This is a genomic window from Mycoavidus sp. SF9855, from assembly GCF_024582735.1.
In the GTDB taxonomy this organism is placed as follows: domain Bacteria; phylum Pseudomonadota; class Gammaproteobacteria; order Burkholderiales; family Burkholderiaceae; genus Mycoavidus.
In genome coordinates this window covers 483468-508129 of record NZ_CP102085.1, presented here as the reverse complement: position 1 = coordinate 508129, position 24662 = coordinate 483468, and the positions used below count along the sequence as shown (strand labels likewise).

Sequence of the window (24662 nt, the reverse complement as noted above, 5' to 3'; positions counted from 1 at the left end):
TGGCAGTTGCCTCCCTTAACTCGAACGCTGCCAGCTAAGGCACGCCTTATGCCCTATTGGCGACAGATCTTGCCCATGCTAATTGCTGTATTGGCCGGTCTTGCCCATACCTTATCATTCGCGCCTACGCCATATGGTGGTTGGCTTGAAATCGTCACTTTTACGTTATTTTTTGTCCTGATTGCACATCAGCGCACCCTGCGCGCTACTTTATTGGCCACCGGGGTATTCGGTTTCAGCCACTTTGTGAGCGGCGTATTCTGGCTATATATCAGCATGCATGTCTACGGCGGTATGCCAGCTATACTCGCGCTCGCAGCTCTAATTCTATTCGCTCTGTATCTAGCAGCCTGGCCAGTTTTGGCTGCTGCCTTATGGTATTTTTGCAGCGGGACTCACTCGCAGACAGATAAAAATGTCGTATCCGCCGCTCGATCAAACCTATCTGCAACTAGCCAAAAAATCGGCTGGCGCAGTAGCTTGGTGTTTGCCTGTGCGTGGGCTCTTAGCGAATGGCTGCGTGGCGTTGTCTTTACCGGTTTTCCATGGCTAGCAAGCGGCTATCCACAAGTTGCGGGTCCGTTAGCAGGGTATGCCGCTGTCACTGGCGTATATGGCGTGGGCTGGTTGCTGGCTTTTAACGCCGCGCTGATGATACAAACGTTAACCGCGGTGCATAAGCAGCGCAAATGGACTGTACTTGCACCCTTAATAATCATTATCGTGCTGCTCAGTGGCGGCATAGCGGCTACGAAAATCTCTTGGACGAAACCCGCCAATCATGCGCCCCTCACCGTGCGCCTACTGCAAGGTAATGTGCAGCAAGAAATAAAGTTCGAACAGCAAGGTATTGATATGGCGATTGCACTTTACCAAGAACTGATCACCACCCAGCCTGCTGATTTAATCATCACCCCCGAAACGGGAATCCCAGTTCTAGAACAGGATATACCTGAACCTTTTGCACACGCGATCCGAGATTTTTCTGACCAAACCGGTTCAACTGTGATTTTCGGCTCGGTCGGCGCGACCCTCACAGCCGCTGGTCTAATTGATCTAACCAACAGCCTATTTGGGGTTACACCACGTTCGCCCATTCTTTACCGCTACGACAAACACCACCTGGTGCCATTTGGCGAGCTCATTCCATGGGGCTTTCACTGGTTTGTTGAACTCATGAAAATGCCATTGGGTGATTTCGCACGTGGGCCGGCAGTCCAGCTGCCTTTCTTTGTTGGCGAGCAACCGCTGGCGCTCAATATTTGTTACGAAGATATCTTCGGCGAAGAAATCGCTCGCACTTTACGCCAAACCCCAATACCAGCGAGTATCCTCGTCAATGCAACCAACCTCGCCTGGTTTGGAAACACCATTGCACTTGACCAACATTTACAGATTGCGCAAATGCGCGCACTTGAAACCGGCCGCCCAGTGCTGCGTGCAACCAATACCGGAGCAACTGCAGTCATTGGCCCCGATGGCCAGGTTGAAAAAAGATTAGCGGCTTTCACCATTGGCGCACTTGAAGCCCGTGTACAAGGTAGAGTGGGACTCACCCCCTATATTGCTTATGGCAATGCGCCAGTGTTGATTATTTCTCTTGTGCTGCTGGTGATTTTTGCAGCGGCACGGATGCGGACGATGCACCCCCGCTAACGCAGCGCCTACCCATTATCTCCTTGCGCGACTTAAGCAAAAATCGCCAAGCCAAACAATAACCGTTAAAATCTGTGGTTTTAGCCTATATTCGGTATGGCCGGATTCAAAGCAAGCGCTTTGCTAGCCATGCCATATATGAATGTTCGGATTTTCCAATGCTTACCTTTCAGCAAATCATCATGACCTTGCAAACATACTGGGATGCACAGGGCTGCGCTCTGTTGCAACCGTATGATATGGAAGTGGGTGCGGGTACCTCGCACACCGCAACCTTTTTGCGTGCAATCGGCCCTGAGCCTTGGCGAGCAGCTTATGTGCAGCCGTCGCGCCGACCCAAAGATGGCCGCTATGGCGAAAATCCAAACCGTTTGCAGCATTATTATCAATACCAAGTGGTGTTAAAACCAGCGCCAGAAAATATTCTCGAGTTGTATCTTGGCTCACTTAAAGCGCTCGGACTCGACCTTACCCAAAACGACGTGCGCTTTGTTGAAGACGATTGGGAAAACCCAACCTTGGGCGCTTGGGGGCTAGGCTGGGAGGTTTGGCTAAATGGCATGGAGGTCACGCAATTTACTTATTTTCAACAAGTCGGCGGCCTCGATTGCAAACCCGTATTAGGAGAAATTACTTACGGCATAGAACGGCTTGCCATGTATCTGCAGCAAGTTGAAAACGTTTACGATCTGATTTGGGCTGAATGGCCAGAGCATAACTCCCTCAATACCTCCACCAACGAGACTCAAAGTGGACGCCGTATACTGACCTATGGCGATGTCTTTCACCAAAATGAAGTCGAGCAGTCCACGTATAATTTTGAACAGTCCAATGTCGAACTGTTATTTAGCTTTTTTAACCAGTATGAAATGGAAGCAAAACGCCTGATTCAAGCCCAACTAGCGCTGCCCGCGTACGAAATGATTATGAAGGCAGGGCACACATTTAATTTGCTGGATGCACGCGGCGCAATTTCAGTGACCGAACGGGCCGCCTATATTGGCCGCATCCGCGGACTGTCAAGACAGATTGCACAGGCCTATTATGATTCACGCGAGAAACTTGGCTTTCCAATGCTCACGCGTACCCCCGTTCCAACTCAGGCTTAAGTAAGCCATGCCGTCACTCACCCCTCCTATGAGTCAATCCGCTATCCATACTTTACTCATTGAACTGCTCACTGAGGAACTGCCACCCAAAGCGCTTGTGCGCTTAGCTGATGCGTTTGCCAACGGCCTGGTCGAAAAGCTTAACGCACAGGGCCTGATTGCTGGCGTTCCTGATTTTGAGCGGCATGCAACCCCGCGCCGTTTAGCTGTGGTGATCCGCCAAGTACGTGCCGCGGCACCCGCTAAGCTGGTTCGCCAGAAAATATTGCCGGTCTCCATTGCGCTTGACGCGACTGGACAACCCACCCCTGCGCTCACTAAAAAACTGGCGGCGCTCGGGCTTGCCGATTTAAAGCTAGCAGAGCTTGAGCGTGCACTCGACGGTAAAGTTGAGGCCTTCTTTCTAAATCGTACAGTGCCTGGCGCCGAGCTAACCGAGGCTTTGCAAACAGCGCTTAACGAAACTTTAGCGCAGCTTCCAATTCCCAAAGTCATGCGCTATCAAGCTCCTGATGGCTCTTGGGTAGCGTTTGTACGGCCCGCGCATAAGCTGCTTGCCCTGCATGGCACAGCCATTGTGCCCGTGAGCGCGCTCGGGCTTAAGGCCGGACGCACAACGTTGGGGCATCGCTTTTTGTCAAATCATGAGATCACTCTGCCAAATGCAGATATCTATAGCAACACACTCAATCAAACTGGGCGAGTACTGACCCACTTCGAGACCCGCCGCGAAGTCATTCGCAGTGCATTAATCAAACATGCTGGCGCAGCACGCATAAGCTTGCCCGAGGCCTTACTGGATGAGGTCACCGCACTGGTTGAATGGCCCGCCGTATACCTCTGCCGCTTTGATCCGGTATTTCTTGCCGTACCGCAAGAATGCCTGATTCTGACCATGCAAACCAATCAAAAATATTTTGCGCTCACGGATGTCAACGGCGCGCTGCAGGCACGCTTTTTAGTGGTTTCAAATCTGGCAACCACCACCCCTGAGGCGATTATTACAGGCAATGAACGCGTTGTGCAGGCACGGCTTGCCGATGCAAAATTCTTTTTTGAGCAGGATTGCAAAAAGCCACTCATCCAGCAGGTGCCCCAGCTTGCAAACGTGACCTACCATAATAAACTCGGCTCACAATTGCAGCGCATAGAACGCATCGAAAATATCGCCACGGCACTTGCGCCTCAGCTTGGCGCCAATCCTTCACTCGTGGCACGCGCCGCACGCTTGGCAAAAGCGGATTTACTAAGCTTGATGGTGAATGAATTTCCCGAGTTGCAAGGCACAATGGGGCAGTATTATGCCCGCCACGACGGCGAACCTGCGGAAGTTGCACAAGCCTGCGCCGAACACTATCAGCCGCGTTTTGCTGGCGATGCGTTGCCCGCTTCAATCACCAGTACAGTAGTCGCGCTTGCCGACAAACTTGAGACCTTGGTTGGGATCTGGGGCATTGGGCTTGCGCCAAGCGGCGATAAAGACCCATTTGCATTACGCCGGCACGCACTCGGGATACTGCGCATGGTGCTTGAAAAAGCGTTGCCGCTCGATCTAGCACAACTCTTGCGCACAAGTTTTGCGTCATTTGCCTCTTTGCCGCAGATGATAGATCCATGCGACGCGCTATTGGCTTTCTTGCGAGACCGGCTACGTGGTCTATTACGCGAGCGCGGTTATCACGCCAATGAAATCGAAGCCGTACTGAGCCATGCGCCAACGCGTATCGACGATCTGCCGGCACGGCTTGAGGCTGTACGCGTATTTGCCGCGCTCCCTGAAGCACCAGCACTTGCCGCAGCGAATAAACGCATTACCAATATTTTGAAAAAATCGGCAGAAACGCCCGCTACAGTGCAGCCAGCCTTACTCACAGAAGCCGCCGAGAAAGCCCTCTATGTGCAACTCGAAGCCATCACACCGACCGTACAAACACAGCTTGCGGCACAACACTATACCCAAGTGTTAGTCACGCTGGCTCAATTACGCACCAACGTTGATACATTTTTTGATGGGGTGATGGTCAATGCAGAAGATAGCGCTTTGCGGATGAACCGACTCGCTCTGCTCGCGCAACTGTGGAGCTTGATGAATTGCGTAGCTGACCTTTCAAAACTAGCGACAGGATAATTGGTAAAGCTATTGGCTCTAGCGATAAGAGGCTCAGCCTATGCTAACTATGCCTCAAAACAAGAGAGATTAACCCGTCTAACCATGAGTACAGCTAAAAAACTCGTCATTCTCGATCGCGACGGCGTGATTAATCACGACGCCGATGAATTTATTAAATCGCCCGACGAATGGCGGCCTATCGCAGGCAGCCTTGAGGCCATTGCACGACTTAATCAAGCCGGCTATCGAGTGGTGGTCGCAACTAACCAATCAGGGGTTGGGCGCGGTCTTTTTGATATGGCTACCTTAAATGCCATTCACCTTAAAATGCATCAAGCTGCCGCCGCGCTCGGCGCACGGATTGATGCTGTATTCTTTTGCGCCCATACAGCCCATAACAATTGCGATTGCCGCAAGCCAAAACCCGGTATGCTACAGATGATTGCTGAGCGCTTTAACATTGAACCGACCATTACGCCGATGGTGGGCGATGCGCAACGTGATTTAGTGGCAGGAGCAGCCCTGGGTTTTCCAGTGCATCTGGTTTTAACCGGCAAGGGCCGCGCAACCTATGAAGCTGGCATGCTGCCCAGCGGCACAAAAATCCACCCAGATTTATGGGCTTTTTCGCTTGATTTTTTGGCAAATTCTACCGTTTAAATATCTATGCTGCTTGCTAAACCGTCTGGTGTATTGATTCGTTCATTACTTTTATCGCTCTATTTGCTTGTGTTTACGATTCCGTACGCGCTGCTGTGCTTTTTAGTCTTCCCATTTATGAACGCACGGCACCGTTACGCAATGGCGGCCACTTGGTGCCGCATCACACTATGGATGCTACGCACCCTCAACGGTATCACATACCAATTTAAAGGCTTTGATAATCTGCCCAACGGCCCCGCCGTATTATTATCGAAGCACCAATCGGCATGGGAAACGCTGGCTTTTCCTGCGCTGATGCCACGCCCGTTGTGCTTTGTTTTTAAACGAGAACTGGTGTTTGTACCATTTTTTGGCTGGACCCTGGGTATGCTAAAGATGGTGCAAATTGACCGCAGAAAAGGCCATAGCGCATTTGCTTCCATGATCCGACAAGGGCGCACGCGGCTTGCCGAAGGTGCCTGGGTTATTATGTTTCCGGAAGGCACTCGTACCCCTATTGGCGTACGAGGTCAATACAAAGCAGGCGGCGCGCATTTTGCAGTCAGTGCCGGCGTTCCGGTGATTCCAATTGCACACAACGCTGGACATGTCTGGCCTCGAAATTCTTTCATAAAATATCCAGGCGTCGTCACTATCTCGATTGGCCAACCAATCCAAACAGCAGGCCGTACTCCGGCTGAAGTGAATGCAGAGGTTGAAGCTTGGATTGAAACCGAGATGCAGCGCATTGACCCGGCCGCTTATCTGTAATTAGGCAAGGACCCCATTAAGCAAATCTCCGCCAAGCTCAGCGGGCGGAGATTTGCTGTGCAAGAGCGACATATTCGCTGACCGCCACTTCTTCTGCACGACGCGCAAGATCGAAACCCATGGCATCAAAATCAATCCGGGTGCGATAGGCCGCCAAGGTATTACGTAACATCTTACGCCGTTGCGAGAAAGCCGCTGCCACCACCTCAGAAAAACCTACCCAATTCACTTCAGGCAAAGTGTGCGACGGACGCGGCACCATTCTAATCACGGCAGAATCCACTTTGGGAGCAGGCGAAAACGCGGTCGGAGGGACATCAATCAGCTTATCGAGCTCGTAGCGGTACTGCAACATCACTGACAAGCGCCCATACGCCTTACTACCTGGACTTGCGACCAAGCGCTCAACCAGTTCACTTTGCAACATAAAATGTTGATCCACAACCCAGTCAGCGCAGCTCAATAAATGAAAAAGCAATGGGGTTGAGATGTTATAAGGCAAATTACCTACAATGCGTAGCAAGGCAGGCGCTACCGGTTGCGCCATTGCCAATGCCCGAAAATCAAACGTCAGCGCGTCTCCTGCATGCAATATCAGCTGAGCGCCAAAGCGTTTTTGCAAGCGTACAATAAGGTCACGATCAAGTTCAATCGCATGCAATACGCCCGTCACCCCTAAGTGGGTGAGTAAGGGTCCTGTCAGCGCCCCCAAACCGGGGCCAATCTCAATCACGCATTGGTCTGGCTGCGGCGCAATGGCCGCCGCAATCCTTTCAATAACGCCAGTATCTACCAAGAAATTCTGTCCAAAGCGCTTACGAGCAATATGACCTTGATGCCGCTGGCTAGCGACTGAGCTAAATTTGCTATCTTGCATCAGATTGAAGAAACCAAGTTGAGCTGTGTAAACCGGCGATGACGGGCCATCACAACGGCAGCGTCAATCGCTTCTAATAAACTCGCTGGATCAGCCTGGCCGGTACCTGCCAAATCCAGTGCGGTGCCATGATCTACCGAAGTTCGGATAATTGGCAAACCAAGCGTCACATTAATACCGGTACCAAAAGTCGCATATTTCAGCACCGGCAGCCCTTGGTCATGATACATGGCAAGCACACAATCGGCCTGATCCAAATACCGCGGTTGAAACAAGGTGTCTGCTGGATAGGGGCCGCGGGCATCTATCCCTAATGCCTGCGCTTGCTCTAGCGCCGGGATAATAACCTCGATCTCCTCATGGCCAAGATGCCCTTGCTCACCCGCATGTGGATTTAGTCCTGTCACCAAAATACGGGGCTGCCGTATGCCAAAATCACGGCGCAAATTAGAATCGATAATGCCTAGCGTAGCCATCAATTTATCAATCGTGAGCGCCGCGGCAACTTCTTTGAGCGGCATATGGGTCGTCGCCAGCGCCACCCGGAAATCATGGCCCAGCACGCGTGAAATTTTAGGCAAGCGAGCGATCTTCTCGACAGCAGCCGAGGTGGGCGTTGGCGTAGCCAGCACCGCAGATTCAGTTCGCGCATTGCGCGAGCCTGCCAACATCATAACCACCTGCGCAGTCCCCGTACGAGCCGCCAAATATTCAGTATGGCCGGTAAACGGAATACCGACCTCATTGATCACACTTTTTTGTAGAGGGGCAGTCACGATCGCATCGAAAGACTCAGCCAACGCTCCATCGATAGCGGCATCAAGCAGCGCAAGCACATAATGGCTATTCTTTGCGTTAAGCTGGCCTGCTCTAGAAGGCGCAGCCAGCCCTTCGTGGCGTACTGTAAGGTATCCAGTTGCCAATAGCGCGAGCCAGTCAACACCAACTGCCTTGGCGCGTGCCTCCAGTAAGGCAGTGTCGCCCAGCACAGTAAAATGGGCATCAGGCCAAGCAGGAGACTCCGTTAACAGCGCACGAGCAAGCGCTAGCGCAGTTAACTCAGGGCCAACCCCGGCTGGCTCACCAGTGGTTATCGCGATCTTAAATGCAAAGTCAGGGTGCATAAAGTAAGCCGAAACTTAGCAAATAAAATTAAAGCGGTTCTATCTCGAATTGATATCGAATATAACTGCTATCTCGCAACTCACGCAGCCAGTCGGCATAAGCTTTTTCAGCTTTGTGCATGCCAATTGCTTGGCGTACTTCTTCTGGCTGTGCGAGAGATCGTTCAGCATCTAGCTTATGGCCGGTTACATCAGCGCTATGGTGATTAGCCAGATAATTAGCCACTTCAGCATCAGAGACAACAATTTTTTGGTCTACTTCTTTCTGGCGCAGCCGACTAAAGATCAGTTCATTTTTTGCATCGCCCACAAAGACTGACCACGCTACGCCTTCTTTTTCTAAGCGCTTGCGATATTGCTCAAGCGACAAGCCATTGGCCTGTGCGATCTGTTCAAGTGTACGTTGCACCATTTCATCATTAACCACAATACCCTCATCCTTCGCCCGTTGGATCTGCATCCGCTCTAACACCATTTGCTCCAACACCTGCCGCTGTAAATGCGCAGCCGGCGGCAGCGGCGCATGGGTCTGCCGTAAACGGCGTGTTACGAGCTCCAGACGGGCAGCTAGCTCACGTTTGGTAATCACTTCATGATTCACCACCACCAGCACTCGATCTACTTCTTGGCCAACAGAATGCGCCAGTTTTTGCTCACGCGCGGCCGCAGGAAATACACATAAAACCATTAAAGTCGTGGCAGTACAGAGCCTGACCCAATCAAAAATTCGCATAAACAACTCACTTACTCATAATTTGAAAAACGCGAGGGCGGTGGCGGCGGTGGCGGCAGTCCAACATATCCTGGCACACTCGCACGCAATTGCTCAATCAATCCATTGTCAATTCTTGACAGCCCTTTAAACTCAAGCTGCGCCAGCACACGCGTGCCAGTCGCATTCGCTCCACTCGGATCAATCCCATTCGCAAAGCGCTGGATTGCCAAGCCAAATGCCCAGCAATCCGCATCATACTGAAAACCTAATAGACTATCGACTAAGCGGCGGCTATCGAGGCCATAATTAAGCCGCCCTATGCCATATAAACGGCGGCTTAACGGCCATTGGGCAGAGATCACCGCCTGCTTAATAGGCCGATAGTTGAGCGTTGGATTAGCACGTGTATAGCGATATGCCAAATTCAACACCTTGCGGTCCTCTGGACTCCAACCAAAGCCAATATTGGAGCGGATCAATTCATTATTATCCGCATTAAATTGCACCGCTGTTTCTGAGCTAAGGCCCGCCCTTAATTTCAGCGCAGCACCCAATAATAAATCGGAATGATTGGCTCGCAGATTCGACTCATTGGGTAGCAAAGTCACCCGCTGTTGCTGAAAATAGTACTGCTGCGCCGCCACTAAACGCCCTCGCTCATGGCCCGTTACTGGATCAGTAAAACGTGTTGTTATGCCTGCCGTCAACCGGCTTGCATCGGCCACGCGGTCATTACCCACAAAAGTGTTTTCAGTATAAATTTCGGCCAAACCAAAATCGGCTTCCGCCGTATCGAAGAGCGGCATAAAATTTTGCTCCCGGTAAGGCGTATACACATAATATAACCGCGGCTCAAGAGTCTGAATATACTCTGTTCCAAAAAAACGCACTGCACGCTCAAAGACGAGTCCACTATCTAAGCTAAGCGTTGGAATCGCCGAGCCAAAATAGCGGGGTTGGCGAGGGCCAGCCGTCGATGCAATCGTGCTCAGGTCATACGAAGCCAGATGATACTGCAGCTTTGGCACAATAAAATAAGCCGGAGTCATCAGCGGATAACTCAGATATGGCTTTAAATAAATCCGCTCACCTTCTGTTAAATCCGCCGTAGCAATTCTAAAACGCGAATAATTCGCTTGCGCGCCAAAATCAAAACCATATTCATCATAACGCTCATATTTAACGTTTAACTCAGGCTCCCGCCCATAAGGCGCAGCCGATGGCGGCAACGTTTGCCAACGCTGCACGCGCGCCAGTGCGGACCAAGGGCCCTGGTTATAAGTCAGGCCGGCCTCTTGCTGATAGAGCAGCTGCGTGCCGTTCATAAAAATATTACCGGCGGTTAAGTCTTCTGGATAAGTCTTATCCGATACGCGGTTGTAGTTGAAATAAGCGCCTAAGCCATTTTTCAGCTCGTGCCGGTGTTGCGCATAGATGGCATAACGCCGGCTTTGCATGACTTCATCATGAGGCAGATATTCAACGTTGATCGAGCCCGCATAGGTGGGCGACAAATAACGATAATCCGCCCCAAACTGCGTGCCACGGTGCGACATATAACGTGGATAAAGCGTCAAATCACGATTCGGCGCAAGATTAAAGTAATACGGCAACGTAACGTCGGCGCCCGCGGTTGAACCCAGTGCAACCACCGGCGGCAATAACCCAGAGACCCGTTCGGTTGATAATGGAAATGAAAGGTAAGGGCTAGCAAAAAGCGGCACCTGCTGAAAAAACAGCACGCCATTGCGCGCCACACCCGAGTTATTGGCTTTATCAAATTCAACCCGGCTCGCCTTGATATTCCATGCCGGCTGCGGACATGGACATCCCGTATAGGTGCCATGCGTAATCACTGTGCGCTCAGGATCCAACACGTCAATCCGTTGCGCACTACCCGAACCGCCAGCATTGAAGTGATAGTTAGGCGAGAGCATATAGCCCTCATTCGCCTTGACCTTCAAATGCGCTTCAGGTCCGCTAAAAGTATTACCCTTGTTGATAATGCGCACATTCCCGTAAGCATCCGCTTGATCGGTGGCGGCATCATAATGCAGCCGGTCGCCTTTGATCACGAGGGTTGGGCTGCGCACCTCAGCGGCGCCCGAAACGGTCACTTGTTGCTCGCCCTGCGCTTCGACTTGATCACCCAGCACAAATTTTGCCGCGCCATGACCTGCGCGTAATGGGTGCTCTTCAAGTTGCGGCGCTAGCCTCAGCCCAGAGGATGTAGTCAGCACTACCGGCGCACCCGCACTGATGACCTGCCCTAGCGGTTGACTGAATGCACAGAGCGGCATACTGGCTGGCAACGCCAGCAAAGCAGCCATTAAAGATGAAAGACGCGGATGAATAGATCGAGGCAAAGTTGAATAAAAAAATTTAAAACTGCCGAAGCTTGGAATATGTCTAAAAGCAATGCCCAAAGAGACCCTCGCCCAACAGCATACAAAAAAGTCATCGGGTATTATATAGGCAAGATCTCTATTCGTTATATTTTGATGACATTCTCCTATCCTGTTGACATCCGCCTAGCACAACTTTCAGACTGGCTAGCAGAAGGCCACAAGGCCCATCCAGCCATGCCCCACTTGCTACCCGCGCCCTTTGATTTTGATTTGATCATTGTTGGCGCAGGGCCAGTTGGCCTAGCACTAGCAGGCTGGCTCATGCGTCGCAGCGCAACACGCACACTGTCTATCGCTCTCATTGATGCCAATAAACCCTCTGCATTAAACAACGACCCGCGTGCCTTTGCTCTCTCGCAAGGCAGCCATAGCCTGCTTGAGACGCTCGGCTGGCCGGCCTCGGCTGTGCCAATTAAACGGGTGCATATCTCGCAACGCGGATATTTTGGGCGTGCGCTTATCGACTGCTGCGAACAGCGTTTGCCAGCACTTGGCTATGTGGTACGTTACGGCGCGCTCCTCTCTACGCTTGAAAACGCACTACCTGCCAAGGCGCTACACCGCTTTACCCAAACCAAGGCGGGCGTGCCTACGCAAGACGCGTATAGTGTGACCCTGCCGATCGAAACTGCCACCGGTACACGCACGCTACGCACGCGGCTTTTAATTCATGCAGAGGGTGGCCAATATCATGCTCAACCCTCTGCGCTGAACCCTCAGCACAGCAATACTCGTGCTTATCAGCAAACTGCTTTGGTTGGCGTGGTCAGCGTCAGCACGCCACAGCCCTATGTCGCGTGGGAGCGTTTCACCAATGAAGGCCCACTTGCCCTACTTCCTTTAGGGGGCACCCGCAACGCTGACTATGCGCTGGTTTGGTGCGGCCGCCCTGACGACACACAACGCCGGCTACAGACAAATCAAAGCGCATTTTTAGCGGAACTGAGCACACTATTCGGCTCTCGTCTCGGACGTTTTACCGAAATCAATGGCCGTGCTGCCTTTGCGCTGAACTTAAACACGGCGGCAACGCTCGCCGAGCATCGCACCGCGGTGATTGGCAATGCAGCTCAAACCTTGCATCCAGTGGCAGGGCAAGGGTTAAACCTAGGCTTACGCGACGCTTATACATTAGTGGAAGCTTTATCCGAAGCAGGCCCGACACCCGCGGCTCTAGCCCGCTTTGCACAGCGCCGGCGCGCTGACCGGAAATTAACCATTACTGGCACCGATTTACTGGCGCGCATTTTTACCAGCGGCTTTGCACCTCCATTGAGTGCATTACTTGCGCCCAGCTATGGGTTTGCTTTGACTGCGCTCGATTGCTTACCACCACTCAAACGTAGACTGGCGCAACATATGATATTTGGCCAGCGGAACTAATTGAATCAGGAACTCGCAGTCAAATCTATCGTTCGTTACCCATTTGAAAATATTTCGTGCTTACGCTCGGCTATTTAGCCGGCCCAGCAAGCAACCTTAAATTTAAGTTGACTGATCCACCTCAATTTAACTATCAACATATTTTCTTAATAGGAGATTTAAAGCACTACAAAGCAAATTAGCAGGTAGGTTAGCGTTAGAATATAGCCTTTTTCTCCTGCACCCTCTATATATCTGCTTCATCTATGGTATCCCACCCGTTTTTTGCCAGTCCTAGGCCCCCCTTTATTCACTGTCAGCATCGCCGCCGCTCATATTCTATTGAGTCATTTTCTCAAATTGAGTGGTTAGTCGTATGAGCAAAGGCGACATCGAACACTGCGTACACAAAAGTTTAGCTAAATACTTTCAGGATTTGGACGGTTCGCCGCCACATGACCTCTATGAAATGGTTATTTCATGTGTCGAGAAGCCACTTTTTGAGTACATCCTTGCACGGGCAGGCGGAAAACAATTGCTGGCAGCCCAATACCTTGGTATTAACCGCAATACTTTGCGCAAGAAATTGCAGCAACACAATTTATTGTAGTCACTGACCCTCCGCTGTTTTAGCAGCGGGTTTTTCTATTTTTAATGAATAATGATCAAACAAGCACTCCTTTCTGTTTCAGATAAATCGGGTATTGTCGAATTTGCCCGCACGCTTTCTTCGCTTGGCATTGCTATTTTATCGACGGGCGGTACCGCTAAGCACTTAAGTGAGGCAGGCATCGCCGTCACAGAAGTCGCTGATTACACGGGTTTTCCTGAAATGCTCGACGCGCGCGTCAAAACACTGCATCCTAAAATACACGGCGGCTTACTCGCGCGGCGTGATTTGCCCGCGCATAAAGCATCATTGCAAGAGCACGATATCAACACCATTGATCTGCTCGTGGTGAACCTTTATCCATTTGCCCAGACCGTTACACGTGAGGATTGCACGCTCGCCGAAGCAATTGAAAATATCGATATCGGCGGGCCTGCAATGTTGCGCTCGGCAGCTAAAAATCATCGCGATGTCACGGTCATCGTTGATCCGGCTGATTACACCGTAGTACTCGATGAAATCCGCGCGCAAACCACTCATACCGTCAGCTACGCCACTAATTTTAGGCTCGCGACCAAAGCCTTTGCGCATACCGCGCAATACGATGGCGCGATTGCCAATTACTTGAGTAGCTTAGGCGAAGATCTAACGCATAGCACACGCAACCCATACCCGGCTGTGCTCAATCTAGCCTTTGAGAAAGTGCAAGACCTACGCTACGGTGAAAATCCGCATCAGCAGGCGGCGTTCTACCGTGATCTTACCCCCCCTGATAGCGCGCTCGCGAATTATCGTCAGCTACAAGGCAAAGAGCTTTCTTACAATAACCTCGCCGATGCTGATGCTGCCTGGGAATGCGTCAGGAGTTTCAACGCAACTGGCGCCGAGACCTATGCCTGCGTGATTGTCAAACATGCGAACCCATGTGGCGCCGCGCTCGCAGATAGTGCCGCTGCGGCCTATGGCAAAGCATTTCAAACTGACCCAGCCTCCGCTTTTGGCGGGATCATCGCGTTTAATCGCGAAGTCGATGAAGCAGCGGCACACGCTGTGCTGCAGCAATTTGTCGAAGTGCTGATTGCCCCCGCCTTTAGCAACAGCGCCAAGCAACTGCTCGCCGCCAAACAAAACCTGCGCGTGCTTGAAATTCCGCTGGGCCAGACGCTGAATGCTTTCGATTTAAAGCGCATCGGCGGCGGTTTATTAGTGCAATCGCCCGATGCAAAAAATAGTCAATTGCATGAGCTACGCGTGGTCACCAAGCGGCATCCAACCCCCAAAGAAATGGATGATTTGTTATTCGCCTGGCAGGTTGCTAAGTTTGTTAAATCAAACACGATCGTATTTTGTGCGCAGCATATGACGCTGGGTATTGGCGCCGGCCAAATGAGCCGTATCGATGCCGCCCGCATTGCCAGCATTAAAGCGGAAAATGCTAACTTAAGCTTAGCCGGTTGCGCCGCTGCCTCGGATGCATTTTTTCCATTTCGCGATGGACTTGATGTGATTGTTGCAGCAGGTGCGACCTGTGTGATTCAACCAGGCGGCTCGATGCGCGATGACGAGGTCATTGCTGCTGCTGATGAGCATAATATTGCCATGGTATTCACCGGCACACGCCACTTCCGGCATTGATCAAGGCAATCGGATCATGCTGATTTTGGAACAGAGTGTCTTTTTTAGGCAAATAATTCAAGCGGAGGGCTAGCATAAAAATCATCGGCATCGATCCCGGTTTGCGGGTCACAGGTTTTGGCGTGATCGAACAAAACGGTCAACATTTAAGCTATCTTGCAAGTGGCGTCATCAAAACCCCCAATGCCGATTTGCCACAACGGCTTGGGACGATCTTTGACGGCATCGCAGTCCTGCTTGGCCAGCATACCCCTATGCAGGCAGCCATTGAAAAGGTCTTTGTTAATGTCAATCCGCAATCGACATTACTGCTCGGCCAGGCGCGCGGGGCAGCAATTTGCGCGCTCGTGGCCGGAGGCATGCCTGTTTATGAATACACGGCGTTACAGTTAAAAAAAGCTGTTGTGGGTCACGGGCGCGCCAGCAAAGAACAAGTGCAGCAGATGGTTGCAAGGCTCTTGCGCTTAAATAGCCTACCAGGCACTGATGCGGCTGATGCGCTTGGCGTGGCCATTTGCCACGCGCATAGCGGCAGCGCACTGAACACTCTTGGCGGTCTTGCTCCTGCGCTTACGCAAAAAGGGTATCGCATGCGCCGCGGCCGGCTTGTAGGTTAATCCCCCTTCTCCTTAGCCTGTTCGTTATAAGCGTTGGCCCAGATCCACCAACTGCTTGGCCCGAATGCGCTACACTTGTCTTTTAAGTTGGTTTTTTTATTTTTGTCATGATTGGTCGAATTGCCGGCATTTTGCTGGAAAAAAATCCACCGCGCCTACTCATCGATTGCCATGGCATTGGCTATGAAATCGATGTGCCGATGAGCACTTTTTACACCTTGCCCGCAACTGGCGAGCCGGTTGTATTAATCACCCAATTGTTGGTGCGCGAAGATGCGCATTTACTGTATGGTTTTGCTAGCGCGCCAGAACGTTCAACTTTTCGTGAGCTACTTAAAATCAGCGGTATCGGCGCACGGATGGCGCTTGCTGTGTTATCTGGCATGAGTGTGGCCGATTTAGCGCAGGCCGTCACCGCCCAAAACACCGCTTTGCTAACCCGCATTCCGGGCATTGGTAAAAAAACCGCTGAGCGGCTACTGCTTGAATTAAAGGGTAAACTGGGCGCTGAGCTAGGCACCGGAACGGGCCATGCACTTGGCCTAGATGCTGCCGATATTCTCAATGCATTACTGGCGCTAGGCTATTCGGAGAAAGAAGCGTTGCTGGCCGTCAAGGGCATACCCGCTAGCGCCAGTGTGTCGGACGGGATTAAATTTGCCTTGAAAGCCCTGTCTAAAACCTAGCTTAAATTAGCTTTAACTGCTTACTATCCGTTCAATAATGATCGAAACCGACACTCTGGAAAGTTCCCGCTTAATCACCGCGACCTCTACCTCACCTAATGAAGAAGTCTTTGAGCGAGCGCTGCGGCCACGCCAGCTTGATGATTATATCGGTCAGCAAAAAGTACGCTCACAGCTGGAAATTTTTATTCAAGCCGCCAGACAGCGAGCTGAAGCGCTTGACCACGTGTTGCTGTTTGGTCCACCTGGGCTGGGTAAAACCACGCTGGCTCATATCATTGCGCGTGAAATGGGCGTGAATTTGCGACAAACCTCAGGACCCGTTCTTGAGCGCGCCGGCGATTTAGCTGCGTTGTTGACCAATCTTGAAGCCAATGATGTGCTCTTTATTGATGAAATTCACCGACTGTCTCCGGTCGTCGAAGAAATCTTGTACCCAGCACTCGAAGATTATCAAATCGATATTATGATTGGCGAAGGCCCTGCTGCACGCAGTGTAAAACTTGATTTACAGCCTTTCACCTTGATTGGCGCAACCACTCGCGCTGGCATGCTAACCAACCCGCTACGCGACCGCTTTGGCATTGTCGCGCGGCTTGAATTTTATGATGCGGCAGAACTGGCGCAAATCGTCCGCCGCTCAGCGCAGTTGCTTGAGGTCCCTATCGTTAACGATGGCGCCCTTGAAATCGCGCGGCGCTCGCGCGGCACGCCCCGCGTCGCAAATCGGCTTTTGCGCCGCGTGCGCGATTATGCGCAAGTCAAAGCCGATGGCAACATTACCGCCGCTATCGCGGATGCTGCCCTGGCCATGCTTGACGTTGATCCGGTTGGTTTTGATTTGATGGATCGCAAATTACTCGAAGCGATTTTGCATAAATTCGATGGCGGGCCAGTCGGCGTCGATAACCTTGCCGCCGCAATTGGCGAAGAGCGCGATACGATCGAAGACGTGATTGAGCCCTATTTGATCCAGCAAGGTTTTTTACAGCGAACTCCGCGCGGACGTATTGCGACTTTACTCACCTACCGGCATTTTGGGCTCGCCGCGCCTGATGGTGGGCCAATTCGAGAACTGTGGGACATAAAAGGTCTTTAACCGCTGCTGCGTTTTTAAAAGTGGCGCCGCCCCATCAGGTGACCAAGAAACTGATGGGGCACCATTCTAATAAAATCAGGCCGATACAGTCACGCGCGCAAAACGCCGCTTACCCACCTGCACCACATAAGTCCCGGCCTCTACTTTGAGCGCTTTATCAGACACAACCCCACCATCAATCCGCACCCCGCCTTGCTCAATATTACGCCCCGCTTCATTGGTCGATGGCACCAAACCTGCTTGCTTTAACAAAGCGCCAATGGCCAGCGGCGCGCCATTTAGTGTCAGCGCCGGAATATCGTCTGGCACCCCACCACGCGCGCGGTGATTAAACTCTTCTAAGGCACGCTCAGCAGCGGTTGCTGAATGAAAGCGGGTGACCATTTCTTGTGCCAGCAAAACTTTAAAGTCACGTGGATTGCGTCCAGCGCTGGCTTCGCCTTGAAACCCTTCAATCTCAGCTAAGCTGCGAAATGACAGCAACTCATAATAGCGCCACATCAAATCATCTGAAATGCTCATCAACTTACCAAACATATCGGCGGGTTTTTCCTGAATGCCAATATAATTGCCTTTGGATTTGGACATCTTTTCAATACCATCCAACCCCTCTAATAGCGGCATTGTTAAAATGCACTGAGGGGCTTGCCCATATTGCTTTTGCAATTCGCGCCCAACCAGCAAATTAAATTTTTGGTCAGTGCCGCCTAGCTCGAGGTCAGCTTTTAAAGCCACTGAATCGTATCCTTGCATCAACGGATATAAGAGTTCGTGAATCGAAATCGGCGTATTACCCTGAAAACGTTGCGTGAAATCATCGCGCTCAAGCATCCGCGCCAGGGTATAGCGTGAGGCAAGCTTAATCATGCCATCTGCTCCGAGCGCCATTGACCATTCACTGTTGTAGCGTATTTCAGTCTTAGCTCGGTCCAGCACCAGCGAGGCTTGCTCAAAGTAAGTTTTTGCGTTGGCTTCGATTTGCTCACGCGTAAGCGGCGGCCGAGTAATATTGCGCCCGGACGGGTCGCCAATAAGTGAAGTAAAATCGCCAATTAAAAAGATGACGGTATGCCCCAAATCCTGCAATTGGCGCATTTTATTGAGCACCACCGTATGCCCTAAATGAATATCTGGCGCAGTTGGATCAAGTCCGAGTTTAATGCGCAAAGGTATGCCAGTGGCGGCGCTACGCGCCAGCTTTTGGATAAACTCTTCTGCAATCAAGAGTTCATCACAGCCGCGCTGGGCAATAGCTAACGCCGCCTGTACTTCGTCAGTAATAGGTGCGGATTGGGTAGAGGGATGCTGAGTCTTCACGCTAAATCAAATGGGCTAGTTGGAACTATTTAAAAACAAAATCGACTGTATTGCACGGACTATCGCACAGTCTGCCAATACCTGCCAAGCTGTTTACGTCTGTGGTGGCGGCGCTGCAGGACCACGCGTCTTGGGAGCGCTCTAGCCTCGCTAAGTAGCCTATGCTCACACACTTTCTTTGACTGGCGCACAGGAGCAAAATAAGTTGCGATCGCCGTAAGCATTGTCAGCCCGGCCAACCGGCGGCCAATACTTGCGCGACAATAATATAGGCTGTGGCCACACGGCTGTTTCACGCGAGTAGGCATGCGTCCAATTGCTTGCAGTCGCTACTTGAGCCGTGTGTGGCGCATGTTTGAGAGGATTATCTGCGCGATCGGCACGGCCCTCTTCAATCTCACGGATTTCAGCGCGAATTGCAATCATCGCGTCAATGAAGCGATCAAGCTCGGCTTTAGATTCCGATTCGGTTGGCTCGATCATCAGCGTGCCTGGCACCGGAAAGCTCATCGTTGGCGCATGAAAGCCATAGTCGATCAAACGCTTAGCCACATCGTCTACCGTAATGCCGGTTGATTCTTTTAAAGGCCGCAGATCAAGGATACATTCATGCGCAACTCTTGCCTGCGGGCCACTATAGAGTAGCGGGTAATGCGCGCCTAGCTTATGAGCCACATAGTTCGCGGCCAAGATCGCGCATTCAGTCGCGGCGGTGAGACCTGCCGCCCCCATCATTGCAATATACATCCATGAAATGGGTAAAATCGACGCCGAACCATAAGGTGCCGCGGCCACCGCGCCAACACCCGCCGCTTTAGTTGGCTCGAGCGCAGTATGACTAGGTAGAAAAGGAACTAAATGTGCTGCCACCGCAACCGGCCCGACCCCGGGTCCGCCACCGCCATGTGGAATACAAAAAGTTTTATGTAAATTGAGATGCGAAACATCGCCACCAAACTGACCCGGGGCGCTTAAACCCACCATCGCATTCATATTAGCGCCATCGATATACACTTGACCACCATGCGTATGCACAATCTCGCAGATATCTTTCACATTGCGCTCAAAAACACCATGGGTGGACGGATAAGTAATCATAATCGCGGCGAGTTGTGCGGCATAGTGCACCGCCTTCGCGCGAAGGTCAGCAAGATCGGTGTTGCCATTTGCATCACAGCTCACCACCACCACTCGCATCCCAGCCATTTGAGCTGAGGCTGGATTGGTCCCATGCGCTGAGGCAGGAATCAGACAAACATCACGCTGCGCTTGACCACGCGATGCATGATAGGCACGGATCGCGAGCAAGCCCGCGTATTCGCCTTGTGAGCCCGCATTAGGCTGCAATGAAACCGCAGCATAGCCGGTACACGCAACCAGCATCTGCTCCAATTGTGCAATCATCGCCCGATAGCCTACAGTCTGTGCAGCAGGTGCAAACGGATGCATCTGCGCAAATTCAGGCCAGGTCAGCGGCAGCATTTCCGAGCTGGCATTGAGCTTCATCGTGCATGAGCCGAGCGGAATCATTGTGCGATCAAGCGCTAAATCTTTATCCGCCAAGCCGCGTAAATAACGCAGCATTTCGTGTTCAGTATGGTAGCTGTTAAAGACTGGATGCGTTAAGTAACTGCTTTGGCGCAGTAACGAAACGGGTAGGCGCGAACGAGTCGTGGCATCCAGGGCATCGATATCCGGTAAAAAGGCCTGGTCTATTGCACCCGCTTGGCTCGCTTTAGCTGCTTCGCTAAACGGCTTGACTAAGCCCTCTTGAGTCCTGCTGGCTAAGCTAAATGCCCTCCATAGCTCAATCACATCAGCGCGCGTAGTCGTTTCATCGAGAGCCACCCCTACTTGCGTTGCATCAATCCGCCGCAAGTTCATGCCATGCCGCACAGCTTGCGCGTGAATCGTGTCAGTTAAGCCGTCGGTCTTGATTGTCAGTGTGTCAAAATAAGTCTGATTGACAATCGTAAATCCAAGTTGTTCAAGCCCCGCAGCAAGAATCTCAGCCAGCCGGCTCACGCGCAAAGCAATGGCGCGCAGTCCCGACGGGCCGTGATAGACCGCATACATACTCGCGATAATCGCCAGCAGCGCCTGTGCCGTGCAAATATTTGAGGTGGCTTTCTCCCGGCGAATATGCTGCTCTCGTGTTTGCAGTGCAAGCCGCAGCGCTGGCTTGCCTTGTGCGTCAACCGTGACCCCCACCAAGCGCCCCGGTAAATGGCGCTTATATTCATCGCGCACAGCAAAATAAGCCGCATGCGGACCACCAAACCCCATCGGCACGCCAAAGCGCTGCGTATTGCCTACGACAATATCCGCGCCCCATTCACCCGGTGGCGTCAATAAGGTCAAAGCGAGTAAATCCGCGGCGACAACCACGCGTGAACCCGCCACCTGGAGCGCCTTCACTAGCGCCCGGTCATCGCGCACCGTACCATCGGCCCCTGGATATTGAAGCAACACGCCAAACGCCTGGGCTTTTGTAGCTGCCTCAGCAGGTCCGATCACGACCTCAATCCCTAGTGCCTGCGCACGTGTTTGAACCACCGCCAGGGTTTGCGGCAACACATCATCTGCGACATAAAACACCGGTGAGTTGATCGTGCTAATGCGCCATAATAACCCCATCGCCTCAGCCGCCGCGGTGGCTTCGTCAAGCATTGATGCATTCGCCAGCGCCAGGCCAGTTAAATCAGTCACCATTTGCTGAAAATTCAGTAATGCGGTCAATCGCCCTTGTGAAATTTCTGGCTGATAAGGTGTGTAAGCGGTATACCAGGCAGGGTTTTCAAGCACATTACGCAAAATCACGCTGGGGGTATGCGTGCCGTAATAGCCCTGACCAATAAAAGAGCGCAATACCTGATTTTGCGCCGCCAATGAACGAAGTTCAGCCAGTGCCTGCACTTCGCTTTTAGGTTCACTAAAAGCGCCTAATGGCAGCGCATCATGGCGTCGAATATCAGCGGGCACCACCACATCTATCAGTTCTTTACGTGAGCTAAAGCCAAGCTCAGTCAAGATCTGTTGTTGCTCTTCATCGCTTAAGCCAAGATGGCGCTTGGCAAAGCTATCATGAGTCTCCAATGCCTGGAGAGAAGAAGGGGTATCGATTGAATTAAGAGAGGGGGATCGCATCGGGAACTAAATTGGGTTTCACACTCTACTTTGCAGTAGGCTACTGCAAAACAAGACAAGCGTGTACTACGAAGAAGTGAATAGGCTAGCTAACCGCTGGCCTAAGTTGTTAGAGCCAGCTCAGTTTACAGAAAAAACTAACCGCCAAGCGATTGGCGGTATGCTTCAGCACTCATTAATGACGCAAGTTCTGCCTGCTCAGAGGGTTTAAGTTTCAACAGCCAAGCAGCATATGGATCGGCATTAACGGCGCCAGGTTCCTCCGCCAACTTCTCGTTTATTTCAAGGACCTCACCCGATATAGGCGCATAAATATCAGAAGCTGCTTTAACGGATTCAATCACCGCTAACGACTTGCCAGCGTCAATCTTGGTACCTTCAGTCGGCAACTCTAAAAAGACGATATCGCCCAGCGCCTCTTGCGCATGATCAGTAATACCGATGGTGACAGTACCATCGGTCTCAAGCCGCACCCACTCATGCGATTCAGTGTATTGTAAATCTGCTGGAAGTTTCATTAGTCATTCCTTTTGATTAAATCGTGCATCATCGGAAAATTTAAAAAATCAATTTAAAATCAATTGACCAGCGCCTTGCCATGACGTACGAAAGGCAAGTTCACAACACGCGCAGCTAATTGTTTGTTACGAATTTGGACCTGTACCAGGTCCCCTACCTGCACCTCTAATGGCATACGCGCAAAGGCAATCGACTGTTGCAATACGGGTGAAAACGTACCACTTGTAATTTTTCCTTCACCCGCGGCTGTCAACACAGTTTGATGCGCCCGCAAAACTCCACCCGTCTCGCACAATATGAGACCTGCGAAGGTTGCTCGGCAGCCAGCGCGCAATAACGCGGCCTTGCCAACAAAATCTCGAGCTACCGCCAACTCGACTGTCCACCCTAAGCCCGCATCAAGCGGCGAGGTGTTAATGTCCATATCCTGGCCATATAAATTCATGCCTGCTTCAAGCCGCAACGTATCGCGCGCGCCCAAACCACACGGACGCACACCCGCCTCAGCTAGCTTGAGCCACAAGGCGGTAGCCGCATCAGCCGCAACGATAAGCTCAAAACCATCTTCGCCCGTATAACCGGTACGCGCTAGCAACATTTCACCGTATGGCGTAGCCGACACAATCGCAAAACCAAATGGCTTCAGTGCTTCGGTTGCACGACGCACAGCAGGCACTGCCTGCAATATTTTTTTACAGGCGTGCGGACCCTGCACTGCAATCATCGCCAAATCACGCCGCGGCATCAGCGTAACGCCAAACTCACCTTCAGCATTTAATTGGTTAAGCCAGACAATATCTTGCTCAGCCGTTGCTGCATTCACAACGACGCGAAATAGGTCTTCACGAACCAAGTAAACGATTAAATCATCAATGACGCCACCGTGCGTATTAAGCATACACGAATACAATGCACGCCCGGGGGTTTTGAGTTTATCAATATCATTGGCCAGCACGTAGCGCAAAAAAGTGCGCACATCATCACTGCCGACAGTACCGCCAATATCAATCACACACATATGCGAGACATCGAACATGCCTGCATCCGTACGTACTGCCTGATGCTCATCAAGCTGCGAGCCATAATGCAGCGGCATCGCCCAGCCGCCAAAATCAACGATACGAGCATTGGACGCGCAGTGCATCGCATAAAGAGGTGTTTTTTTCAATTCAGTCATCAAGCGCCGCCTGAGGAGATTTCAATTCAATTATAAATATTATACTGCCCGCTTCTCTCTATGCTTAGGAAGTGCGACCTCTAAAACCGAGTCTCACGCGCAGCCCGTAAAAAACTATCCAACAGCGGCGTGCAATCAAGTAACTCGGGTCCCTGTGCGCGATGAAACTCAGGATGCCATTGCACCCCCACGACAAATGGCGCTTTGTTGTAACGCACCGCTTCGATGATATCGTCGCCCGCTGAGATGGCCTCAACTGACAGATCGCGCCCCAGCGTTTTGACAGCTTGATGATGAATTGAATTGATCGTTGCCTCGCTCGCTGAAAATAGCGTAGAAAACGTTGCCCCCGCTGGAAAATTGACGGCATGCCGATGCAAATCATATTGCTCACTCACATGCACGCCAGCCGTGGGTACATCGCTCGCAATGTCTTGATATAAAGTCCCGCCAAACGCGACATTAATCAACTGACAACCGCGGCAGATACCGAGCACGGGTTTACCCGACTCAATAAATTCGTGCAATAGCTCAAGCTCATACATATCACGCACCCGGTCCCCTGACCATTCAGGACGAGTGGCTTCAGGCGAGTACGATTGCGGTGAGACATCCGCGCCACCTTGCAACACCAGCCCATCTAGATGCTTGGCATAATCGCGCAGCCGAATATTGCTGGGATGCAACATGCCTTGATGCCCTACAGTCGGAATCATAAAGACGAGAACGTCACGCGACATCACCCAGTGCGCAATAGATTCTTCTAAATATTGCAGCGTTTTACCGCGTAGTCCCTTGCCATCGGGTTCCGGATGGAAAATTCGCGCTGAGATACCGATGCGCAAGGTCCGTTGTGTGATGCGCTGCGTGGCCCGGCCATACAGCATGCGCAAACGCGCAGCAACGCTACGCCCGAAGACTGACCACGCTGACTCATTCTCTTTTACATAAGAAGCAGTAGCAGAATTGTCTGCTAAAGGAGCTGTCAATTCAGTTGTTTCAGGCGCCGCCGCGACGGACGCAGGGTGGGTTGACTCCACCGTGGTTGCAGAGGACTCGACTACTGTCGATGGTGAGTGTT

At 51.7% G+C, this 24662-nt stretch carries 18 protein-coding genes and 2 pseudogenes; 11 read left to right on the top strand and 9 right to left on the bottom strand.

What is annotated here, in order from left to right; all coding sequences use genetic code 11:
- Window positions 1–75 precede the first annotated feature (75 nt).
- The 5 genes from lnt (at window position 76) to NQD60_RS02145 (ending at window position 6288) form a co-directional block, all read left to right on the top strand.
- The gene (lnt, locus tag NQD60_RS02165; protein ID WP_257100874.1) at window positions 76–1656 is read left to right on the top strand and encodes an apolipoprotein N-acyltransferase; all 1581 of its coding nucleotides are present in this window, start codon (window positions 76–78) and stop codon (window positions 1654–1656) included.
- A 158-nt stretch (window positions 1657–1814) separates the two neighbouring features.
- Window positions 1815–2765 (top strand): glycine--tRNA ligase subunit alpha, encoded by a 951-nt coding sequence (gene glyQ, locus NQD60_RS02160; protein ID WP_257100873.1) that lies wholly within the window; start codon window positions 1815–1817, stop codon window positions 2763–2765.
- Between the two features lie 28 nt (window positions 2766–2793).
- On the top strand, window positions 2794–4893 hold the full coding sequence (glyS, locus tag NQD60_RS02155; protein WP_257101237.1) for a glycine--tRNA ligase subunit beta: 2100 nt from the start codon (window positions 2794–2796) through the stop codon (window positions 4891–4893).
- 84 nt (window positions 4894–4977) lie between these two features.
- On the top strand, window positions 4978–5535 hold the full coding sequence (gmhB, locus tag NQD60_RS02150; protein WP_257100872.1) for a D-glycero-beta-D-manno-heptose 1,7-bisphosphate 7-phosphatase: 558 nt from the start codon (window positions 4978–4980) through the stop codon (window positions 5533–5535).
- 6 nt (window positions 5536–5541) lie between these two features.
- A complete protein-coding gene (locus tag NQD60_RS02145; RefSeq protein WP_257100871.1) occupies window positions 5542–6288 on the top strand; it encodes a 1-acyl-sn-glycerol-3-phosphate acyltransferase in 747 nt (248 codons plus the stop codon).
- A 37-nt stretch (window positions 6289–6325) separates the two neighbouring features.
- Here NQD60_RS02145 and rsmA read toward each other — a convergent pair whose 3' ends face one another.
- The 4 genes and pseudogenes from rsmA to NQD60_RS02125 form a co-directional block, all read right to left on the bottom strand.
- Window positions 6326–7165, bottom strand: coding sequence for a 16S rRNA (adenine(1518)-N(6)/adenine(1519)-N(6))-dimethyltransferase RsmA (gene rsmA / locus NQD60_RS02140; protein WP_257100870.1), 840 nt, complete (start codon window positions 7163–7165; stop codon window positions 6326–6328).
- Window positions 7165–8289 carry a 4-hydroxythreonine-4-phosphate dehydrogenase PdxA gene (gene pdxA, locus NQD60_RS02135; protein ID WP_257100869.1) on the bottom strand — a complete coding sequence of 375 codons (1125 nt, stop codon included), beginning with the start codon at window positions 8287–8289 and terminating at the stop codon, window positions 7165–7167. The genes rsmA and pdxA overlap by 1 nt, the downstream gene beginning before the upstream one ends.
- A gap of 205 nt (window positions 8290–8494) precedes the next feature.
- Window positions 8495–8977, bottom strand: a pseudogene (locus NQD60_RS02130) (SurA N-terminal domain-containing protein); the annotation flags it as partial.
- 56 nt (window positions 8978–9033) lie between these two features.
- Entirely contained in the window at window positions 9034–11334 is a 2301-nt protein-coding gene (locus NQD60_RS02125) for an LPS-assembly protein LptD (RefSeq protein WP_257101236.1), read from the bottom strand.
- 252 nt (window positions 11335–11586) lie between these two features.
- Between NQD60_RS02125 and NQD60_RS02120 the strand changes: the two genes are divergently transcribed.
- The 6 genes from NQD60_RS02120 to ruvB all read left to right on the top strand — a co-directional run bounded on the left by NQD60_RS02120 (window position 11587) and on the right by ruvB (window position 17421).
- On the top strand, window positions 11587–12795 hold the full coding sequence (locus NQD60_RS02120; RefSeq protein ID WP_257101235.1) for a UbiH/UbiF/VisC/COQ6 family ubiquinone biosynthesis hydroxylase: 1209 nt from the start codon (window positions 11587–11589) through the stop codon (window positions 12793–12795).
- Window positions 12796–13150: 355 nt separating this feature from the next.
- A complete protein-coding gene (locus tag NQD60_RS02115) occupies window positions 13151–13384 on the top strand; it encodes a Fis family transcriptional regulator (RefSeq protein ID WP_223693693.1) in 234 nt (77 codons plus the stop codon).
- A 51-nt stretch (window positions 13385–13435) separates the two neighbouring features.
- Window positions 13436–15019, top strand: coding sequence for a bifunctional phosphoribosylaminoimidazolecarboxamide formyltransferase/IMP cyclohydrolase (gene purH / locus NQD60_RS02110; RefSeq protein ID WP_257100868.1), 1584 nt, complete (start codon window positions 13436–13438; stop codon window positions 15017–15019).
- A 74-nt stretch (window positions 15020–15093) separates the two neighbouring features.
- The gene (gene ruvC / locus NQD60_RS02105) at window positions 15094–15636 is read left to right on the top strand and encodes a crossover junction endodeoxyribonuclease RuvC (protein ID WP_257101234.1); all 543 of its coding nucleotides are present in this window, start codon (window positions 15094–15096) and stop codon (window positions 15634–15636) included.
- A 107-nt stretch (window positions 15637–15743) separates the two neighbouring features.
- Window positions 15744–16322: a Holliday junction branch migration protein RuvA gene (gene ruvA / locus NQD60_RS02100; RefSeq protein ID WP_223693689.1), complete on the top strand. Its 579-nt coding sequence runs from the start codon at window positions 15744–15746 to the stop codon at window positions 16320–16322.
- A gap of 37 nt (window positions 16323–16359) precedes the next feature.
- On the top strand, window positions 16360–17421 hold the full coding sequence (gene ruvB, locus NQD60_RS02095; protein WP_223693687.1) for a Holliday junction branch migration DNA helicase RuvB: 1062 nt from the start codon (window positions 16360–16362) through the stop codon (window positions 17419–17421).
- Window positions 17422–17496: 75 nt separating this feature from the next.
- Here ruvB and tyrS read toward each other — a convergent pair whose 3' ends face one another.
- From tyrS to NQD60_RS02070, 5 genes and pseudogenes are all read right to left on the bottom strand, one after another.
- Window positions 17497–18738 (bottom strand): tyrosine--tRNA ligase, encoded by a 1242-nt coding sequence (gene tyrS, locus NQD60_RS02090; protein ID WP_257100867.1) that lies wholly within the window; start codon window positions 18736–18738, stop codon window positions 17497–17499.
- 165 nt (window positions 18739–18903) lie between these two features.
- On the bottom strand, window positions 18904–21885 hold the full coding sequence (gene gcvP / locus NQD60_RS02085) for an aminomethyl-transferring glycine dehydrogenase (protein WP_257100866.1): 2982 nt from the start codon (window positions 21883–21885) through the stop codon (window positions 18904–18906).
- Window positions 21886–22022: 137 nt separating this feature from the next.
- A complete protein-coding gene (gene gcvH / locus NQD60_RS02080) occupies window positions 22023–22403 on the bottom strand; it encodes a glycine cleavage system protein GcvH (protein ID WP_257100865.1) in 381 nt (126 codons plus the stop codon).
- A gap of 59 nt (window positions 22404–22462) precedes the next feature.
- Window positions 22463–23581: a glycine cleavage system aminomethyltransferase GcvT gene (gcvT, locus tag NQD60_RS02075; RefSeq protein ID WP_257100864.1), complete on the bottom strand. Its 1119-nt coding sequence runs from the start codon at window positions 23579–23581 to the stop codon at window positions 22463–22465.
- Between the two features lie 80 nt (window positions 23582–23661).
- Window positions 23662–24531 (bottom strand): annotated as a pseudogene (locus NQD60_RS02070) (gamma-glutamyl-gamma-aminobutyrate hydrolase family protein); the annotation flags it as partial.
- Between the last annotated feature and the right edge of the window lie 131 nt (window positions 24532–24662).

What these genes read in the sequence shown, in the direction of transcription:
- gmhB (WP_257100872.1), top strand. Translation starts at nt 4,978, where the DNA reads ATGAGTACAGCTAAAAAACTCGTCATTCTCGATCGCGACGGCGTGATT.
- ruvA (WP_223693689.1), top strand. Translation starts at nt 15,744, where the DNA reads ATGATTGGTCGAATTGCCGGCATTTTGCTGGAAAAAAATCCACCGCGC.
- pdxA (WP_257100869.1), bottom strand. Translation starts at nt 8,289, where the DNA reads ATGCACCCTGACTTTGCATTTAAGATCGCGATAACCACTGGTGAGCCA.
- gcvH (WP_257100865.1), bottom strand. Translation starts at nt 22,403, where the DNA reads ATGAAACTTCCAGCAGATTTACAATACACTGAATCGCATGAGTGGGTG.
- purH (WP_257100868.1), top strand. Translation starts at nt 13,436, where the DNA reads ATGATCAAACAAGCACTCCTTTCTGTTTCAGATAAATCGGGTATTGTC.
- glyS (WP_257101237.1), top strand. Translation starts at nt 2,794, where the DNA reads ATGAGTCAATCCGCTATCCATACTTTACTCATTGAACTGCTCACTGAG.
- gcvT (WP_257100864.1), bottom strand. Translation starts at nt 23,581, where the DNA reads ATGACTGAATTGAAAAAAACACCTCTTTATGCGATGCACTGCGCGTCC.
- glyQ (WP_257100873.1), top strand. Translation starts at nt 1,815, where the DNA reads ATGCTTACCTTTCAGCAAATCATCATGACCTTGCAAACATACTGGGAT.
- NQD60_RS02145 (WP_257100871.1), top strand. Translation starts at nt 5,542, where the DNA reads ATGCTGCTTGCTAAACCGTCTGGTGTATTGATTCGTTCATTACTTTTA.
- NQD60_RS02125 (WP_257101236.1), bottom strand. Translation starts at nt 11,334, where the DNA reads ATGGCTGCTTTGCTGGCGTTGCCAGCCAGTATGCCGCTCTGTGCATTC.
- NQD60_RS02120 (WP_257101235.1), top strand. Translation starts at nt 11,587, where the DNA reads ATGCCCCACTTGCTACCCGCGCCCTTTGATTTTGATTTGATCATTGTT.
- rsmA (WP_257100870.1), bottom strand. Translation starts at nt 7,165, where the DNA reads ATGCAAGATAGCAAATTTAGCTCAGTCGCTAGCCAGCGGCATCAAGGT.
- NQD60_RS02115 (WP_223693693.1), top strand. Translation starts at nt 13,151, where the DNA reads ATGAGCAAAGGCGACATCGAACACTGCGTACACAAAAGTTTAGCTAAA.
- lnt (WP_257100874.1), top strand. Translation starts at nt 76, where the DNA reads ATGCTAATTGCTGTATTGGCCGGTCTTGCCCATACCTTATCATTCGCG.
- ruvB (WP_223693687.1), top strand. Translation starts at nt 16,360, where the DNA reads ATGATCGAAACCGACACTCTGGAAAGTTCCCGCTTAATCACCGCGACC.
- gcvP (WP_257100866.1), bottom strand. Translation starts at nt 21,885, where the DNA reads ATGCGATCCCCCTCTCTTAATTCAATCGATACCCCTTCTTCTCTCCAG.